The following is a 17,129-nucleotide window of genomic DNA, read 5'->3' on the forward strand; positions in this document are numbered from 1 at the left end:
TATTCACGGATAACTTTTGGTATCTCAAAACGTAATCAGCCACCGCTTTCTGTGGTGGCTTAGATGCACAGTTTTGAACAATTCGAAGCATCTTCGCTCTGTGGTATCAGGTTAATTTGATGCAGAATTTTCGGTAGAGCATTCAAAACACTCCCCCTGAAGCGCTTACGCCATAAAGTTAGTTTCCAGTAGGATTATCCCCCTGCCGTAACTGAATTTTATTCTTCCCAATTTTACTTATGTGATTCATTCGGGATTAAATATCTTAACTTTGGATTGTGAAGTGCAATACATGGAAGCCTCTACTGCTCTTATAAAAGTTCCGCAGAATCTGTTTGAGAAATTTTAGATATCCCAACCCAAAAACGTGTCACGCACAGTTACACGCTGTAAAGTATTTATACATCAGCAACTTGTTTCTTGTGTCTATGCGAACACTCCGTTATATTTCAATACACATAAGGCGCTAATTGCATAGTAAAAGGATGAGAATGTAAATTATGCTGACAGAACTAATAGGAAAGAACATCAAAACATTTAGAGATGAACAAAAGCTGTCCCAAAAAGAACTTGCAGAACAACTTAACGTTGCTAGACCTGTGATATCAAATTGGGAAAACGGGAAAAATGAGCCATCTTCGTCCCAGTTGCTCAAACTGTCGAAAATATTCAAAACTTCAACTGATGAGTTAGTCGGCAACACTTCAATCAAGAAGAAGGTTATCGTTGTAGATACTTCTGCATTGATCAAAAGACCCTCGATCATTGACGAACTTGAAGAGTTCTTCGAGGAAGTAGTGATACCAGAAGTAGTCATCTCAGAATTGAACAATTTGAAAGATAGGGGCAACCCTTCTACAAAACAAAAAGCTTGGTTGGTAATGAAATCTATTACTGAGAAGAAAGCCAATTTTCGTATTGAAAAAACCATCAAAACCGATGGAAACAATGATGAGAAGATCGCAGATGTAGCAATCAAGAGATCTAAAGCTTGCCCTTACGATGATGTGTATTTGTTAAGTGATGATATCTATTTTCAGTTCTTAACTAGAGAACCAAGAAACCTGGCAGCAATTACCCCCAATATGTACATAGAGAAGTTCCACACCAGAGACAACGATTATGATGTTGTGCGCTCTATTGAGTTCGGTTCTTTAGTGAAAGGAAAGAAACTTCAACAAATTATGGATTTCGATATGCAAGGAGTTGATGTTAATTTTCATAGTCCTGATAGTGGCTTAACACCACTAATTTCTGCTGTACGAAATCGTGATCTCCCAATGATTAAATACCTTCTTACACTAAAAGAAATTAATCTTGATGTTAGGGACAAGCACAAATACCGATTCTCAGCTATCCACCACGCCACACAGATAAAAAAAATTGACGTGATAAAGCTATTGGTTGAAAACGGAGCGGATTTTGACTACGGGAGTGGAGGAAAAAATGCAGGTAATACACCATTAATGATTGCTGCATGGAGCGGCTTTCTACAAGCAGCAGATTACTTTTTATCTCACGACTCTTGTACAAACCAACAAGATAATAACGGTTACACTCCTTTAATGAAGGCTTGCATTAAGCACGATTTTAAAATGGTGGAAAAGCTAATTGACAGAACCGATTTAATGATTAGATGTAGAGATAACAAAACTGCAATTGACTATTTAGACGCTAACAATCCGAAAAGTAGTGCGATATTTGAATTATTCAAGGGAAAGTTAAAGTGATTGATCGAGCTTGTATCTCTCTAGGAGAGAAATGTAACTTGAAGTGTGCCTACTGTCATTTTCATAATGAAGATAACGGAAAGTTAAGTGGAGTTCCACAGGAATTTACTACTGATGAGTTAATAAAAATAGCTAAAAACCTAAATGACTATGCAGTAATTAACAATCTGAACACGTTCAAGGTTGGGATAGTCGGTTCAGGTGAGCCAATATTACAATATAGAAAGATTGTTGGCCTTATCGAATATGTAAAACATAACAATCTTGATCGGTTAGCGTTTTATACCATAACAAATGGAACAATATTAACTGATAAGATATTGAGTTTTTTCTTTGAGCACAAGGATTCGATAAAGATGTGTTTTTCATTAGATGGTTATGAAGAGCTTCATAATCTAGGTCGAGAAAAATATAACGTTGTTATTAAAGGTATAAAAAGGTATGAGTCTAAATTTGGTCATAAGCCACCTATAAACTGTACTGTACATAATAGAACAATCTCAAATAAAACTAAACTTAAACGTTATCTTGAAGAAAATAACTTTAAAGATGTAACGTTCTCACGCCTTTTTGACTCTCACGATGAGAGTATGACGGTATCAAAAGACGAATATCAATCATTACTTGAAGATTTTAAAGGTAGTCAGTTCGAGGTGCGCCAACTCGATGAAAATAACAAAAAGAAATATGACTGTACAATGTATGGCACACTATGTGGAGTAGGTCGAACCAATATCTTCGTCACTAAACGTGGTATCTATCCGTGTGGCAGGTTCTATGGGAATGAAGATTATAATTATGGTGCATTTGATATGGCTCTCGAAAATTTAGAGTTTCAAATGGGTAAGATGAAGCCCCTAGAGGACGGTGAATGTTACTACGATAAGTATGTTGAGGTTAAATGATGAAGTTAGCTATCTATGGTGTATCTAGAGCTGGTAAAGACTATCTAATCAAGAACGTAATAGCCCATTTACAGGAAACTACACTGTTGACTGCGATTCATATTGAAGGTTCAAAGACATTGAATGCTCTTGCTCAAGAAATGTTCCAAAAAACCTTTAAAAGTCTCGATGAATCAAACAAAAATACTTTACGAGAAAAATTCACTGAGATTGTGAATAAAAAAAATTCAGAATACGATCTCGTGTTAGTAGATGGCCATTATTCTTTTATAGACGGTGATTCTTATAAGGTAGTCTTCACTGAACAGGATGAAAATGTTTACGACCACTTCTTCTATTTGGATACGCCATCAGAAATGATTGTAGAATTTTCAAAAAAAAGCACAGGAGAAAAAAGAAACGTAGATATTACTGTAGAACAAGTACGAAATTGGAAAAAGTTTGAGAAATTCGAGTTAGATAAAATCTGCAATAATCACAACAAAGAGCTAGTTATCTTAGATGAAGAAACTGAATCTAGTGTTCAATTTATTTCTTTTTGGTTGGACTCATATTTATCAAAATTTTGTAATCAAACCTCCGCTCTTAGATTTTATAAAGAATATAAAGAGTTACTAAAAAAATCAACCCAGATTATCCTTGTTGACTGTGATAAGACCGTTTCAATTAATGATGGGACTTATGATTTTTGTAGATATTTAGGAATAAAGAAAGAAGAGTTAAAATCTGTATTTAGAAATGATAGGTATACTTCATATCAATTCTTTAAAGTCTGGAATCTATACAAAAAGAAAAATCCTGTAAAAATAGAAGAATCAGTTACTCTAACTGTACAAAATATAAACCTGAGCCAGAGTGTATTCGACTATTTAGCGAATCAGAAAGACTCTGTTGTTATCGGTGTTACGTCAGGGGTATTCGATATTTGGAATTTAATTAATGAAAAATATAAAATTTTTGATGTGTTGTTAGGTAACACTTGTAAATCAGAATTTGAATACCTTGTTACTCCATTATTCAAGAAAGAAATAGCGAGTTTACTAAGAGAAAAAGGTAAACACGTAGTAGCTATTGGTGATTCTATGATTGACATTCCAATGTTAGAAGCGGCAGATCAAGGGTATTTGATCGCTCACGAAAAATTAAACAAAGCTGTAGAATCTTATTTAACTGGAGTGGAGTGTGCAAATATTGAACAAATATTTGACGTTGGGGTGTCTTATAACCTTGAAAATGCGGTGAACTAGAAGAAGTATAATCATGTATATATTAAATGAAAGCTACCAAACGCATAGTGTTGAACAACTGATTAATATTTGTAAAAGCAGTTCAATGTCGATGGGCTACAAACTCAGAAATGCACATTATCAATTAGGAGAGATCATTGCAGAGCCAATAGCAAAATCTTCAAATCAACAGCAGAACTATGCTGTATTGATTCTTATGCGAGCAGGTTTGTGTTTTGGTAACGGCATTGCAGACAAGCTTGAACAGCTTGGCGGCAATGTATCAATAATTTTCGTTAATGATGATAAGGTTTCTAGAGAAGATCTAGAACTTGTTCAAGGCAAAGAAATTATCATTGTTGATGCAGTAATAAATTCAGGGAAAAGCGTTTTTGGTCTGATGAAACAACTCCCAGATACTAATCCTATAAAACTTGTTACAACGGTTATTCCAAGTTCTTCGACAGAATTACTTAAAAGCTACGATTTGTATACTGTACGAATATCAAACAACAAGTATGAGGGAGCTAAGGTTCAGGTCATTTCTGATGGTAAGGGCCCCGATACTGGCGACAGATTGTTTACTACATACAAATAAGAAAAATTGTCTTGTTAAATGACTAAAGTAAGTAATTATCTCAATTTGTGCTGTGACAAGATCTATTCTTGCCTGTCTCACCTTATCCGACATCAACGTCTTAGAGACGACCTCTGAGACGTTCATTGTTATAGTAGCCAGCGGACTTGCATAACAATTCAGACGAAAATTGCTGATTAAGAACGCCGTCTATGACCACTTTTGGGAGTTTCTGAGCACCGCCCCTCCGCTGACAGCCATAAGGAAAAGTACAGCGATTTCAGTGGCACGATCCGCCACTGAGTAAATGAGTTAACAAAGAAAGGGGCATAAATGTGTTATCACCACCCCTCATCCCCCAGATCCAGTCGGTTCTTTACATCTAATTCCTTTTCTTCTTCAACGCCTTTTCCCCTTGCTGAAGGGTATCTCGCACAGGAGACATTAACGTAGCCTCCAAAACTTCCGTCTCTGGCTCTTGTCCCTCTTTTGCCTTCCGGGTAATCTTCACTTCTATATGACTCTGCTGGTAATCATCCGTGTTCAGACTATCACTACCTACTTTCAGTCCAATAAAATAACGCTCATAGTTCTTACGCGTTCTGCCACCTTGTTGTAGCGAGTATTCACCAAACAAGCAGATTGTTAAAAACATAATAAATTCACTGCTATCAGATAGAGCTATATCTTTCCCCCAACTATTCCATTGGTCGGTCAGGGCTTTAAACCTGCGATAATTTTTACTGGTTGGGGTTGCATAGTTACTTGTTGGGCTGCTTTGAGGTTTGGATGGGTCAATCATCTCGACTGTTTGGGTAAAATGGATACCCTGATTATCCGTAAACGCATTCAGTGCCTCATTAATAGTTACGATGGGAAGATTGTCTAGAGCTAATGATTCCGGCAAAAGATGATTAATATCTGCGATTAATAGCGGGTCAGATTCTGCCAAGCCCTTTAGAAGGGTGTTAGCTTTGTTAAGTGCCCGGATTACTTCTTTCAATTTCTTCAGGTTAATGCATTCAGGAATGACCTGAACGATACTGACAGCCTGATTAGCTTGCTCATCGCTTAACCCTAAAGCTCTCAAGTTCTGTATTTTAACTTCGGTTTCACTCATGCAACTTCAGCCTTAGTCATTCCCTGCAAAAATATTAGTATTTCTGCTTGTTCTTCCAGTGTTAGTGACATCAATTGCTCTTTAATATCATCTACTTTACTGTTTTCTTTGTAGCCATAACCTAGCATCTGAGCCGTTGTTCTTTCCAAGTCTGCTCGTACATTATCAACCGAAAGGTGCGCATACACGTCAGCCGTAATACCCACACTCGCATGACCTAAAAGTTTACTGGTAGCCTGCAAGCTACCACCACCTTGTACCTGATAACTGGCTATTGTTCGCCTCAAATCATGTACCCTTACATTATTATCTTTGCTGTCCGGGTCATGCAAACCAGCCCGAACCAAAATCCGGTGCCAGAAACCTCCTTTACCCGATTTATCTGTAATATATCCACCTTTTGAACGATTGCTTGGGAAAACAAACTCCTCCCCTATCTCCGCATCTACTGAACGACGGTTAAGAATGCGCATTACTTCACCGGAGAGAGGGACGACATGGGGCTTCTTCGTTTTGATTTTTGAGATTGGGATAATCCATGTTTCATTAGTGGTATTAATCTCATTCCAACGCATCGACAACACACATGATTTCCGCTGTCCGGTTAATAACAGCATCAGGACACAATCCCGGTAAATATCTTCCTCTTCATCTAAAGCAGCAAACAACCTTTGCAATTCATCAGGAGACAGTATCCGCTCTCTCCGGTGTACAGACTCATCCACCTTCTTACCATCTGCGAAAGGATTAAACTCCAACTCAGCCCGGTTAAACATGGATTTGAGAAGCGTGAGGCAGTGATTATGAATTGCGTACCCTTTATCTGCTAAAATCTGTTTCAGTAGCTTTCGTCCATCTGCCTTAGTGAAATCCTCAGCCTTTTTCTTTCCTATCAACGGCTTTAAATGGATTCGGTATCGGGCTTCAAATCCTTTAAGACTACTTTCACGGCGAGTGCCGGATTTAATGTCAATCCGAACTAATGCGACATACTGCTCAAAAAGGTCATCAAAACTCTGTGCTTGTTTTTGCTTTTCTCTTTCCTTTTGCTTTTCTTCATTAGGGTTAATACCCTGAGAGATTTTCTGTGCATTTTCTTGAGCTAACTTTCTGGCCTGCTCCACCGTCAATTCAGGAAAAGTGCCTAAAGTCACCTTGATATTCCGTCCCTTAACCTTTTGCTCATACCGAAAGGTCTTCTGACCAGAAGTGTAAACCTCCAACCCTAATCCACGCACACTGTGGGAACCACCACTATCCCGATAGCGGACACGTTTATCAGGAATGGGGATTTGCTGAAGGGCTTTTTTAGTAAAGTTGATGGCTGTATCCATGAGTCAGGCCTATTCCCGGTGGTGCCATAGTGGTGCCACTGGCGTGAAAAATCGATAAATCCAGTTTAGACGAGTTAAACTCAAAATTACAGTATCTCATTGAAAATGAGAGATTTATTAAAAATGATTAAACATCATTAAATATGGCAAAACACCCAAAACTCATCCTGTAGGGGACGCCATTTCACTAGGAAAATAGGCAGTTGTGATAATCAAACTTGCTGAAACAACAGCACTAGTCAACAAAGTATTTATCACATCAAATTTCAATGGATTTTGGAGCAAAAACCAGCGATTGCTCTATCACGGAATCAGGCATGATTACTTGCAAGTGTTTAATCATTTCTTGCCCCGCTTCCTGTAATTGTTCTAGTGGCATTTCTGGCAAGCTTTCTAGAATAAACCACATATTACGCGTATTGGGTTCAATTCGGGTTCTGACACCTTGCCTCCAGTTCCAACGACGACAAGTAACGCCTATCTCATCGCGCCAAATCACTTCCCCAACATCAGGGTTTTCAATTGAAGCCTCACCATTTTTCATGGTGTCAAAAGATTCAGTGCCATCTGCAATAGTGAGTGTTGGTGTTCCTTGATAATTATCCATATCTTCACCGCCCACTGGCATGGCGTATCGAATACTGATGGCATTATAAATGTCTACAATAGGGTCAATACTTGGCATTGCTCCATCTTTCAATACTCGTTTACGAAGCGCTGCCGCAGAGCAAGGCGTTCGATTAGGTTTCGATCCAAATTGACGATAAACCTCACCCCAAGCATGGATGTGAGACTCAGCCCAATAAAAATCGCTTTCCAAGATAGATGCACAAGCTTCCTTTAATACGTCCTTTGCATACGTAAGATCTTGGATTTCAGTGCCTTTCACTGTGATACTCAACGCTTTAAACTCAGGCGCAATATCAGAAATACGGCTGTCAATTGACGGTAGTAGCGTAACCATTAGATAATTCCTGTTATGACTCATTTGCTACAAGATACATTTTTATGACCGATAAAGTCAATATAATGACCGATAGTGGTTCTAATGCCCAGTCCGTCAACCAAGCTGTTGCTGCCAAAATCAAAGAACATCGTAAACATCTCAAGCTTTCACTCGACGTATTAGCGAAAAAGGCGGGGATCAGTAAAGGAATGCTCGTTGAAATCGAAAAAGGCTCTGCCAATCCAAGTATTGCTATTTTGTGTAAATTATCCGCCGCGCTTGGTATTTCAGTAGCCGATATTGTCAATGTGGCTAGCAATCCAACCATTAATGTCATTTCTAAAGAAGATATTCCTACTCTGTGGAATGGAGAACATGGTGGTAGTGCTAAGCTATTGGCAGGAACGACTGGCCCCGACATGATAGAGCTTTGGCGTTGGGTAATGAAACCATACGAACATTTTGAATCACCCGGCCATCCACACGGTACATTTGAACTATTCCATGTTGAAATGGGCACACTGACTTTGAATATTGATGGACAGGAAACCGTACTTCATGAAGGACAGTCAGCGATCGCAAAGACCGATGTTCCTCACTCTTATTCGAATCAGGCTGAGTTGGATTTAGTGTTTACAATGAGTGTTGCTGAACTACATCGATAAACTCACCAGTTTTGGCTGAACTTGAATAAGATTTATTAATGCAAAGTCATACTGACAACAAACTAATAGCCCGATGGAATATCCATGCCGCAAAAAACGAGATAATAACACCTGCCAGCCCAGCGACTCCAACTGACAGTATTTCGTTACTGATAAAGGAAATAGAGTAATCGGGAAGCATCCCTACAAATACAGGGGCAGATTCATGCAAGAATCGATATTTTTCTGCCATCCACGCCAATCCATCCGGAAACTCAGAGGCAAAGGGACTGAGTAAAAAAGCGATGACTATTGCTGCCGTAATAGGGGTAATACAGTGGTTCTGCTGACTTTTTATAGAACGAACCAGCAAATAGCTCACTACCGTAATAATAGCCTCACCGATCCCAACCAGAGAATGCGTAGTTACCATAGCAGCAACGATATTTGCAAAGGCAATTTTTCCATCAAGAGCTAATTCAATACATACAGCAAACGAAGACATAACGACCGAAATCCAAGCAGACACTGCTAAGGCTGTCATATCCCCTCTGGCTCCTGGACATCTAATAGCCAGTATGGAGTGCAACATACCACCAAGACCAGCGCCAATAATTGCCATGTTCAGTAAGTTTGCACCAAGAACCGCAATACCCCCATCTGAGAAAACTAGGCTTTGTATAACAACGACCATTGCAATAGATAAAACCCCGAAGGGAATTCCGAGTAAACTTGCTACCAACACTCCTCCCAGTAAATGACCTGATGTACCGTTCATGATTGGAAAGTTCATCATCTGTCCAGCAAATATCAGAGCAGTAATAGCAGCAAATCGAGAGGCTGATGGCTTTTCCCCCTTCATCGTATAATAGGTCGCAGCACTGATGCCAATGACACTGACAACAGCCGTTACGGGACAAATACTTCCTTGTAACATGGCATCAGAAATATGCATGATGCTCTCCTTACATTTGACTGAACGGTAGTTACTATTATTTCAGTAATGAATCATTGATTAAGTTTAGTCAATAAAAATCAGCTGCACTTATTGATGAATGTGTTTTTTATCATCGGCAGTATTCAAAAAAAGAACACAGAAAATCGGATGTTAATACAACAAAAATTTCTGTGTTCCGGATGAACTGATAACTTATATCTGATTACTACTTACTCATATTTTGACTGATGACTTTCAATAAATGGAGTCAATTTTTCTATCAATAGAGATTGTTTATCTTGTGCTTCAGCCATTCCGAACTGCATTGCAGCTTTAGACAGACCCGGTAATTTTTCTAATACTTTTTTTCCCGTTGGCGTTTTATAAAACTGAATCATGTCTTCCAGCTCTTCTTGACTGAATGTTTCAGAATATATATTAATTATCATGCTTTTCATTTTCTTTCTATCAAAAGAATTATTAAACCAATCCCGGTATATATCCGTTAGTTCGATTTTTTCACTGTCATTCAGTTGTAAATTTTCGGATAATTGGTCAATCATCGGTAGCATAGCATCAAAACCACCCAACATCTGGCGCTCAATATCCATCACGCTTATCAACTCTTCCTCTGCTTGTGTTTCTGGACTTACATTCGCATAAGCCGAACAGGTTAGTGAAAGCCACAAAATCATTCCAAATACTTTTTTCATCATTTTTCCATCTATAATTTTTTATTTATATATAAAACTAGCCAACAGGTAATACTGACTTATTCATCAATTATTTTATCACCACACTGTTCACAAATAAGATGCCGGGATAAGTCATCCATTGAAGCGATAAAAGCACCAAAAAACCATCCTTTTAAGACACCATGTATAAATTCTTTCAGTTTTCTATGCGATGAATTTTTGAATGGGCTGGGTTTTCTCACTAAAACAACAATGTGATTTGTCTCTGCACCACACCGAGAACAATAACATATTTCTGATTGTCGTTGAGACATATATCTCCCCTGTCAAATGCTAATAATGTGATTTATCTTCAAAAGAATCAATATAATAGAAGATGTAATTAACAAACAAAACAATAATTTCATTTTCTGATTATTTATTATATTTTAAGATCATAAATTCTTGCTGTTTTACAATTCAGCAGAGCGAATGCATCCTGTATAAGAATCAGAGATGCATATCGCCTGTCCACTTTAGCCGACTTTAAACTCCCCGACCAAATGCTGCAACTTATCCGATAACCGAGCCTGCTCTTCTGCAGCTATAGCAATCTGTTGCCCACTCTCAGTTGTATGCTGGACACTATCTCCTATAGACTGGGCTCTGGCTGCAATATCACCACTAACCAGAACCTGCTCTTCGGCAGCGGATGCAATTTGAGTCGCCATATCCCGGATAGTATTAATAGAAGCAACAACGAACTCCAATGCTGTTGTTACTTCATCTGCTTTTTGTACGCTGATATTTACATATTCACTGGCATCATTAATCTGGTCAAAGGTACTGTTGCTGTCTTGCTGCAGTTTAGCTACCATTGCCTCGATTTCCTGCGTGGAATCCTGTGTACGCTGTGCCAGAGACCGAACTTCATCAGCCACAACAGCAAAGCCTCGTCCCTGATCTCCTGCCCGGGCGGCTTCAATAGCAGCATTCAGAGCCAGAAGATTTGTCTGTTCAGCAATCCCCTGAATTACGTCTACCACCCCGGATATATTACTACTACTCTGATGTAAGGAATGGACTGCCACAGAAACAGACTCGATTCTGTTACAGACTTCCTGAATCGAACGGGTCGATTCTCCCACCAACGCATTACAACTGATAATCTGACTGTTTGCCGTATCCGCTTCATCAGAGGTATTCTGAATATTCTGAGCCACCTCTTTCACAGAAACACTCATTTCTTCAATTGCCGTTACTACCTGGACAACATCGGCCTGCTGTTTTTGCAGGTTATCCGCATTCTGCTGAACAGAAAATGTGGATTCTTCGGCGGCAGCGGCTAATTGTTCACTGGAATCAGAGATAATATTCACCGCTTCTGTCAATTCATTCAGCATAGCATTCAGGTTTGTGGCAATCTGTCCAAGTTCATCCCTGCCGATCTCTTCACAACGGGTACTCAGATCTTTATTTGCTGCCTGCCCCATGGTTCTGTTCAGATAAAAAACCTGACGCTGGATTCCACTTAACAAAACATAGCTGATAAACAAAGCCAGAATAATCAGCGCAACAGATAAAACCAGATAGAACCAGAAAATCTGTGTCTTACTGGCCACAATTTTATCCGTCAATGACAGAATATGCTCTGTAAGCTGGTCTTCTTCCTGTTTCAGCAGTTCAATTCGTTTCGTTGAAGCTGCAAACCAGGCTTCCGGATTCTGATCCAGCTCTCCGGAAAAAGCCAGTTCCCGGTACTGGTTGACCAGTTGCCCCTCAGGGCCAGACTGTATCTTATTATAATTCTGCACATGCTTATGACTGGCATAAATTAAGAAAGTAGAAAAGTAGCTGTTCTGTTCACTCACTAGCGTAATAAACTTGCGTTGTATTCCCGGAGCAAAAGCCTTCTGACCAAACGTATTACTCAGTACCGCTCTCTCAATACCAGCCCGTTCTTTACCTTGTAAGAACTCGTAATATGCCACTAAAAACTGACTAATTTCTGCCACTCCGGATACTTTCACTGCCATACCGGGTACAGATAACAGGTAACGGTTCATTGTAGTATAGTAATTAAGGGCTTCGCTCAGAGGAAGAGTTAATGCCGTAACACCCGAGCGAATACTGCTTATCCGGCTGGACATAGTATTGACCTTCTCTACGACCTGCCACAGCTCAGGATATTCTCTGAGTGTTTTATCATGCTGCATAAGATAACTCTGCAGCTCCTGCAGACGTTTGTCTGTCTGTTTTCTTTGTGCAGATAGCTGCTGGGAAAACTTTTTTCCCCCCGATCCAAGAAAACCTGCAGACATTCCCCGTTCTTTCTGCAACTCATGCGTCAGACGACTATTGTAAGCCGATAACTCAACAAAACCGGCCACAGTTTTCGCCACTGACTCTGATTCTCTGGCCTGTAAAATTTGCACACCGGCAAAGTAAATCAAAGCCATAAGTATGGGAACAATGATCACTAAAAGTTTTTGTTTCACACTCAACTGCATAATGCATCGCCTTAGATAAACTGTTTATGAATCTCACCAGACACAACCATAAAACCGTCATGAACCCGTTTTATCCTTTATTCTTTTCTCCCTCGACAGTCTTAGAACTGCAAGAGATATCGTTGGATAAAATAAATTATAGATTACGTATAATAACCTGCTGATTTGTTCTGCCTTTGCCCATGAAATACGGGGGAGAATTCGCAATAATGAGAAATAGTCGCACTGGAGATAGGAAGACAGAGAGGAAAATAAAAAATGTCCTGATTTATCTGGTGACAAATAGGCCAACTCACTCAGGTAATAGCCAAAATCGGATCCTGAACGTATTTTTCCCATGTTCTCTGGGAAGCAAAGTTATTTCAGCGTTATGCAATGAAGCAATATAGCGTGTTATAGACATTCCCAGCCCAGAGCCATCTCCCCTTTCACTATTTCCTCGGTAAAAATTGTCAAACAGTTTGTTACGGGTTTCATCTGTGATGGCATCTCCGGTATCAGCAACATAGAAATCCACATACTCCTGTTCCTTGTATGCCGTTATTTCAATCGTGCTCTTGTCTCCGGAATAGTAAATCGCATTTTCGATAAGGTTACGAAATAGCAAGCTCAGTAGCGTAGCATCACCTTTCAGATGACAGGATTTAGCCTCAACACTCAATTCCTGCTTATGGCGCAAAGCTAAAGGAACAAGCTCTGCGCTTACCTGCCGAACAATATCAGATATATCGACATCCTGCTTTTCAATATCGGTAAGGCTTTCTACTTTCGCCAGTGTAAGTAACTGGTGCAACAAACGATCCGTACGATCGATCCCTTTCAGAATATTTCCCATATCCTCTTCTAACTGCCGGGGATTGCTGCTGTTCAGAGCATTCTCTGCATTAAGCCTTAATATTGTAAGCGGAGTTTTCAACTCATGGGCAGCCATTCGGGTAAAACGTTTTTCACGCTGCCAGGCACTGTCCAACTGAGCCAGAAGCTCATTCAGAGCATCAACTAGAGGTGATAATTCTGTCGTATGGTTAGCAACGTAGATCTGGTCAAACTTGAGCACACTACGGCTCTGTATAGCTCTGCGTAATTCTGCTATAGGACGGAAATTCTTGTTGATCAGCAGAATAAGCACCGTGATCAATACAAAAATAAATATAAATTGAGGAAGCACATTTGACTGGATAATTTCATTGATCATTTCATTCCTGATGCTTTGCTTCTCTGCCACTACGATGTATTCGTCCTTCCCTGTTTCCCCCTGAGGTGACAGTTGAAAATACCGCCATTCTTCGCCATTAATCCTGATACTATCAAATCCGGAGTGGGTTTTATCCTCAGCTAGTGCAGCAATCTTCTGGTTAGAACTCCATAGCAAATCGCCGTTCTGATAGAATTGAAACATCAAATTCTGTTCATAAGGATGCCCGTAAACATATCCCAGCTCTTTATGCAACTCCACCTGCTGTTCGGTATAACGAATCCACTGCTCAAAATCGTATTGCAGTTCTGTCCGGCTTCGTTTAGCCCGAGGAACAGCAGTGACTGCCAGCAACAGTTTAGCCGACTGCCCCAGCCGGGCATCATACACTTCTTCTATTTCATGCCGGGCAGTAAGAAAGCTGGAATACATAGATACGGCAAACAGCAATAACGCCATCAAAACCATTGATAACGTGAGCCTGCGTTTTATAGAGAATATCTTATTATTTCTCAATGATATAACCAACGCCCCTGATATTTCTTATCAACTTATCCGGTACCTTTTTACGTACATTATGAATATGAACTTCAATTGCGTTATCACTACCTGCCTCATCCCAACCATGCAGAGACTGTATCAGTTGTTCCTTACTCATGACCCGTCCGGCATTCATCATCAGGCTAGCAAGAATTTTAAATTCATTACGAGTCAGGTTCAGTGGCCGTTGTTGATAACGAATAACCTGCTCAGATAATGAGAGAGAAAGTTCTCCGACTTCAATAAGCTGTTCAGAACTGCCTGAACGTCTTCTGATCAACACTCTTAAACGAGCCAGCAACTCTTCCAGAGCAAAAGGCTTACCGAGGTAGTCGTCAGCTCCACAGTCCAGGCCTTTAACCCGGTCATCAATATCATCCCGGGCAGTAAGAATAAGTACCGGCAAATCGAAACCACCATTCCGAATTTGCCGCAAAACCTGAAGACCATCCATATCCGGAAGGGTTAAATCCAAAATAACAGCCATAAATTGCTCTGTATTCAGAACAGAAGAAACACCTCCGCCTCTTTCTACCCAATCAACGGTATAACCATGACGACTTAATGATGTCACCATGGACTGGCCAAGTAATATATCATCTTCAACAAGTAACAGACGCATCAGCTATTTTAAGCTCTCCAGTCGTTTTTTAATTTCTTCTCTCCGGCCTTGATCCGCTAACGAACGTCCGGCTCGGGGTGCCGCATTTAATGCTTTGGTCAAATATTTAATGGCCTCCTGCTTTCTCCCATTTTCAGCCAGAAAATCACCATAAAAATAATTAGGATCAATACCATCCGGGTTCATAACCAGTGCCTGATGCAATATCTCTTCCGCCATATCATCATCACCAAAACCAATCGGCCATCCGGGTACTTTGTAGTATAGTGAACCTAAACTGGTATAGGCCGATCCATGCAACGTTTCCGGTTCAGTAGCAATCACATCTTCCAGTATCGTCTTAGCTTCTTTAACCAGCGACAACGCTCCCAATCCACCTTTTGCTCCGGCCAGAGATGCTTTATTAACCGCCAGCCAGATTTTAAGTTCATTGTCTTCTGGGTAATGATTTAATACTTCCTGATTCAGTTCAATCAAGTTCTCGAAACAAACAACCTGAATGTCCTTTCTCTCAGACCGATACTGACACTCAGCCCACTCCTTCTGAACCTGTGTTAACGGATCGATTTCCATTGTAGCAGATATCGCAGCAGGACAGCTTAACCCCAGGAATAACAATAGAAAAACTATACCTTTCATAACTCATTAACTCCTTTGTCAGAACTTTCTGTTGCCCGATCCATATATTTGTATATCGTTTCCTTCTGTTTATTGATCGAACGGGAAATCATACCTGGAAGGATTTGGTTAATGCGTGCAAACAATTTTTCCGGCCAGCCTATCCACTTCACGCTCTTCTCGCGCTGCAACATATCAGAAACATGCACTGCCACGGTTTCCGGCTGATCGCAAGCGTTACCAAGCCGCTTATTAAGTTGGTTGACAACACGACAGTTGAGTTCTGTATCGGTTGCCCGGGGAGCCAAATACAGAACCCTGATACCCGAACCGTTAAGCTCCCGATCCATCGCTTCACTAAATCGATGAATACCCGATTTAGCCGCACAATACGTGGCGTAACCGGGGTAACCAATAGAGCCAAACGTTGAGCCGATATTCAACACAATTCCTGGCCGTTCTAGCCACTCTAATGACATCCTAGTAAGAAGAATGGGAGTAGTCAGATTGAGCTGGATCTCTTTTTCAATTGATTCAGAACTGCGCCGAATCAACGCACTAAACCGGTTACTGCCTGCATTATTGATCAACACACTGATTTTTATGCCTTTCTCTGCATTCTGGATAATCTGTTGCTGTAATGCATTCATACCCTCCAGCGTCGTGAGATCAGCTCTCAGACGCATATGCCTTCCGGAATACCCCAAGGACTGGTGTAAATGTTCCAATTTCACTTCGTTACGGCCTACCAGCACAAGATGAGCACCTTGTGATTCCAGCTCAGTAGCAATTGCACGACCTATTCCACCAGAAGCACCGGTTAGCAGAACATACTTTCCTCTCAGATCCATACGCTTCTCCTATTCTATTTGTGAAACCGAGGGGAGTGGCAGTTCTCGCAACATTTGTCCATAAAGCGAAAACACCATATTGGCAGAATCAATAATCGCCTGCTGGTCGGCCTTATTTTCAACCTTATTCATCAGAACTTCGAAAAAACGAATATGATCCTGATCCAATACACTATGAGACATCAGATAACTCATCGCAGTGTCCGGAAGATCCAGCGACGTTTTAACCATTTGGGCTATCTGTCCACCTACCCCCACACTTGTCCCTTCCAGTACCCATACCATACCAAACAGAGCCATTGGGTTATGCCAGTCAATCTGGTGATAAAGATACGCCACCATCAACTCGATGGCCTGTCCTGCTTTACCATCTTGCAAGTTCAGGCTCACATCCCGAGCATTTCCCCCACATACACGAATATCGTTGAGGATCCATTCATGATGACCTTGCTCTTCTTTGATGTACTCTGCTATCGCTTCCCGCACCCATTCATAATCCGCTGTCAGGCGCCCTCCACATGCCATTAACAAGGGAACGGTATGCTTTACATGGTGAAATGCCTGTGTCAGGAAAGCTGTATACATTTCCCGGCTAATATCACCCTGGACACAAGCCTCAAAGACCGGAGCCTGCAACATATGCTGTTGTGCTTGTAATGTCTGCTGTTTTAATATCTGGAAAAAGTCACTCATAATATTC

17 protein-coding genes are annotated in these 17,129 nt (G+C 40.5%); 5 read left to right on the plus strand and 12 right to left on the minus strand.

Annotated features, from left to right (window positions below; translation table 11 throughout):
- Positions 1 to 500 precede the first annotated feature (500 nt).
- Genes CSW98_RS10430 through CSW98_RS10445 form a run of 4 tightly spaced genes read left to right on the plus strand, consistent with a single transcriptional unit; the run spans position 501 to position 4,459 of the window.
- Entirely contained in the window at positions 501 to 1,730 is a 1,230-nt protein-coding gene (locus tag CSW98_RS10430; protein ID WP_100800438.1) for an ankyrin repeat domain-containing protein, read from the plus strand.
- Positions 1,727 to 2,635: a radical SAM protein gene (locus CSW98_RS10435; protein ID WP_100800439.1), complete on the plus strand. Its 909-nt coding sequence runs from the start codon at positions 1,727 to 1,729 to the stop codon at positions 2,633 to 2,635. Before CSW98_RS10430 ends, CSW98_RS10435 begins: the two co-directional genes overlap by 4 nt.
- Positions 2,632 to 3,882: an AAA family ATPase gene (locus CSW98_RS10440; protein ID WP_157810382.1), complete on the plus strand. Its 1,251-nt coding sequence runs from the start codon at positions 2,632 to 2,634 to the stop codon at positions 3,880 to 3,882. Before CSW98_RS10435 ends, CSW98_RS10440 begins: the two co-directional genes overlap by 4 nt.
- A gap of 13 nt (positions 3,883 to 3,895) precedes the next feature.
- Positions 3,896 to 4,459, plus strand: a complete 564-nt coding sequence (locus tag CSW98_RS10445; RefSeq protein ID WP_025524475.1) for a phosphoribosyltransferase — start codon at positions 3,896 to 3,898, stop codon at positions 4,457 to 4,459.
- 361 nt (positions 4,460 to 4,820) lie between these two features.
- Here CSW98_RS10445 and CSW98_RS10450 read toward each other — a convergent pair whose 3' ends face one another.
- The 3 genes from CSW98_RS10450 to CSW98_RS10460 all read right to left on the minus strand — a co-directional run bounded on the left by CSW98_RS10450 (position 4,821) and on the right by CSW98_RS10460 (position 7,856).
- Positions 4,821 to 5,558: a hypothetical protein gene (locus tag CSW98_RS10450; RefSeq protein ID WP_100800441.1), complete on the minus strand. Its 738-nt coding sequence runs from the start codon at positions 5,556 to 5,558 to the stop codon at positions 4,821 to 4,823.
- Positions 5,555 to 6,892, minus strand: a complete 1,338-nt coding sequence (locus CSW98_RS10455; RefSeq protein ID WP_100800442.1) for a tyrosine-type recombinase/integrase — start codon at positions 6,890 to 6,892, stop codon at positions 5,555 to 5,557. The genes CSW98_RS10450 and CSW98_RS10455 overlap by 4 nt, the downstream gene beginning before the upstream one ends.
- A gap of 259 nt (positions 6,893 to 7,151) precedes the next feature.
- A complete protein-coding gene (locus CSW98_RS10460) occupies positions 7,152 to 7,856 on the minus strand; it encodes a B3/B4 domain-containing protein (RefSeq protein ID WP_100800443.1) in 705 nt (234 codons plus the stop codon).
- Between the two features lie 44 nt (positions 7,857 to 7,900).
- Here CSW98_RS10460 and CSW98_RS10465 point away from each other — a divergent pair, with 44 nt between their 5' ends.
- On the plus strand, positions 7,901 to 8,503 hold the full coding sequence (locus tag CSW98_RS10465) for a helix-turn-helix domain-containing protein (protein WP_100800444.1): 603 nt from the start codon (positions 7,901 to 7,903) through the stop codon (positions 8,501 to 8,503).
- A gap of 46 nt (positions 8,504 to 8,549) precedes the next feature.
- Here the strand turns inward: CSW98_RS10465 and CSW98_RS10470 are convergent, their stop codons facing one another.
- From CSW98_RS10470 to CSW98_RS10510, 9 genes are all read right to left on the minus strand, one after another.
- Positions 8,550 to 9,437: an energy-coupling factor ABC transporter permease gene (locus tag CSW98_RS10470; RefSeq protein ID WP_100800445.1), complete on the minus strand. Its 888-nt coding sequence runs from the start codon at positions 9,435 to 9,437 to the stop codon at positions 8,550 to 8,552.
- 212 nt (positions 9,438 to 9,649) lie between these two features.
- The gene (locus CSW98_RS10475) at positions 9,650 to 10,132 is read right to left on the minus strand and encodes a DUF2059 domain-containing protein (protein ID WP_100800446.1); all 483 of its coding nucleotides are present in this window, start codon (positions 10,130 to 10,132) and stop codon (positions 9,650 to 9,652) included.
- A gap of 59 nt (positions 10,133 to 10,191) precedes the next feature.
- Positions 10,192 to 10,428, minus strand: a complete 237-nt coding sequence (locus tag CSW98_RS10480) for a hypothetical protein (RefSeq protein ID WP_100800447.1) — start codon at positions 10,426 to 10,428, stop codon at positions 10,192 to 10,194.
- 201 nt (positions 10,429 to 10,629) lie between these two features.
- Positions 10,630 to 12,591 (minus strand): methyl-accepting chemotaxis protein, encoded by a 1,962-nt coding sequence (locus tag CSW98_RS10485; RefSeq protein WP_198517326.1) that lies wholly within the window; start codon positions 12,589 to 12,591, stop codon positions 10,630 to 10,632.
- Between the two features lie 304 nt (positions 12,592 to 12,895).
- On the minus strand, positions 12,896 to 14,314 hold the full coding sequence (locus CSW98_RS10490; RefSeq protein ID WP_100800449.1) for an ATP-binding protein: 1,419 nt from the start codon (positions 14,312 to 14,314) through the stop codon (positions 12,896 to 12,898).
- A complete protein-coding gene (locus CSW98_RS10495; protein ID WP_100800450.1) occupies positions 14,304 to 14,960 on the minus strand; it encodes a response regulator in 657 nt (218 codons plus the stop codon). The genes CSW98_RS10490 and CSW98_RS10495 overlap by 11 nt, the downstream gene beginning before the upstream one ends.
- Positions 14,961 to 14,963: 3 nt before the next feature.
- Entirely contained in the window at positions 14,964 to 15,599 is a 636-nt protein-coding gene (locus tag CSW98_RS10500; RefSeq protein WP_100800451.1) for a tetratricopeptide repeat protein, read from the minus strand.
- Complete coding sequence (locus tag CSW98_RS10505) at positions 15,596 to 16,429, minus strand: SDR family oxidoreductase (protein WP_100800452.1); 834 nt, start codon at positions 16,427 to 16,429, stop codon at positions 15,596 to 15,598. Before CSW98_RS10505 ends, CSW98_RS10500 begins: the two co-directional genes overlap by 4 nt.
- Before the next feature lie 9 nt (positions 16,430 to 16,438).
- Entirely contained in the window at positions 16,439 to 17,122 is a 684-nt protein-coding gene (locus CSW98_RS10510; protein WP_100800453.1) for an iron-containing redox enzyme family protein, read from the minus strand.
- Between the last annotated feature and the right edge of the window lie 7 nt (positions 17,123 to 17,129).

Source organism: Vibrio sp. HA2012 (genome assembly GCF_002812955.1).
GTDB lineage: Bacteria > Pseudomonadota > Gammaproteobacteria > Enterobacterales > Vibrionaceae > Vibrio.

What these genes read in the sequence shown, in the direction of transcription:
- CSW98_RS10465 (WP_100800444.1), top strand. Translation starts at nt 7,901, where the DNA reads ATGACCGATAAAGTCAATATAATGACCGATAGTGGTTCTAATGCCCAG.
- CSW98_RS10495 (WP_100800450.1), bottom strand. Translation starts at nt 14,960, where the DNA reads ATGCGTCTGTTACTTGTTGAAGATGATATATTACTTGGCCAGTCCATG.
- CSW98_RS10445 (WP_025524475.1), top strand. Translation starts at nt 3,896, where the DNA reads ATGTATATATTAAATGAAAGCTACCAAACGCATAGTGTTGAACAACTG.
- CSW98_RS10510 (WP_100800453.1), bottom strand. Translation starts at nt 17,122, where the DNA reads ATGAGTGACTTTTTCCAGATATTAAAACAGCAGACATTACAAGCACAA.
- CSW98_RS10505 (WP_100800452.1), bottom strand. Translation starts at nt 16,429, where the DNA reads ATGGATCTGAGAGGAAAGTATGTTCTGCTAACCGGTGCTTCTGGTGGA.
- CSW98_RS10460 (WP_100800443.1), bottom strand. Translation starts at nt 7,856, where the DNA reads ATGGTTACGCTACTACCGTCAATTGACAGCCGTATTTCTGATATTGCG.
- CSW98_RS10475 (WP_100800446.1), bottom strand. Translation starts at nt 10,132, where the DNA reads ATGAAAAAAGTATTTGGAATGATTTTGTGGCTTTCACTAACCTGTTCG.
- CSW98_RS10440 (WP_157810382.1), top strand. Translation starts at nt 2,632, where the DNA reads ATGATGAAGTTAGCTATCTATGGTGTATCTAGAGCTGGTAAAGACTAT.
- CSW98_RS10470 (WP_100800445.1), bottom strand. Translation starts at nt 9,437, where the DNA reads ATGCATATTTCTGATGCCATGTTACAAGGAAGTATTTGTCCCGTAACG.
- CSW98_RS10500 (WP_100800451.1), bottom strand. Translation starts at nt 15,599, where the DNA reads ATGAAAGGTATAGTTTTTCTATTGTTATTCCTGGGGTTAAGCTGTCCT.
- CSW98_RS10450 (WP_100800441.1), bottom strand. Translation starts at nt 5,558, where the DNA reads ATGAGTGAAACCGAAGTTAAAATACAGAACTTGAGAGCTTTAGGGTTA.
- CSW98_RS10480 (WP_100800447.1), bottom strand. Translation starts at nt 10,428, where the DNA reads ATGTCTCAACGACAATCAGAAATATGTTATTGTTCTCGGTGTGGTGCA.
- CSW98_RS10455 (WP_100800442.1), bottom strand. Translation starts at nt 6,892, where the DNA reads ATGGATACAGCCATCAACTTTACTAAAAAAGCCCTTCAGCAAATCCCC.
- CSW98_RS10430 (WP_100800438.1), top strand. Translation starts at nt 501, where the DNA reads ATGCTGACAGAACTAATAGGAAAGAACATCAAAACATTTAGAGATGAA.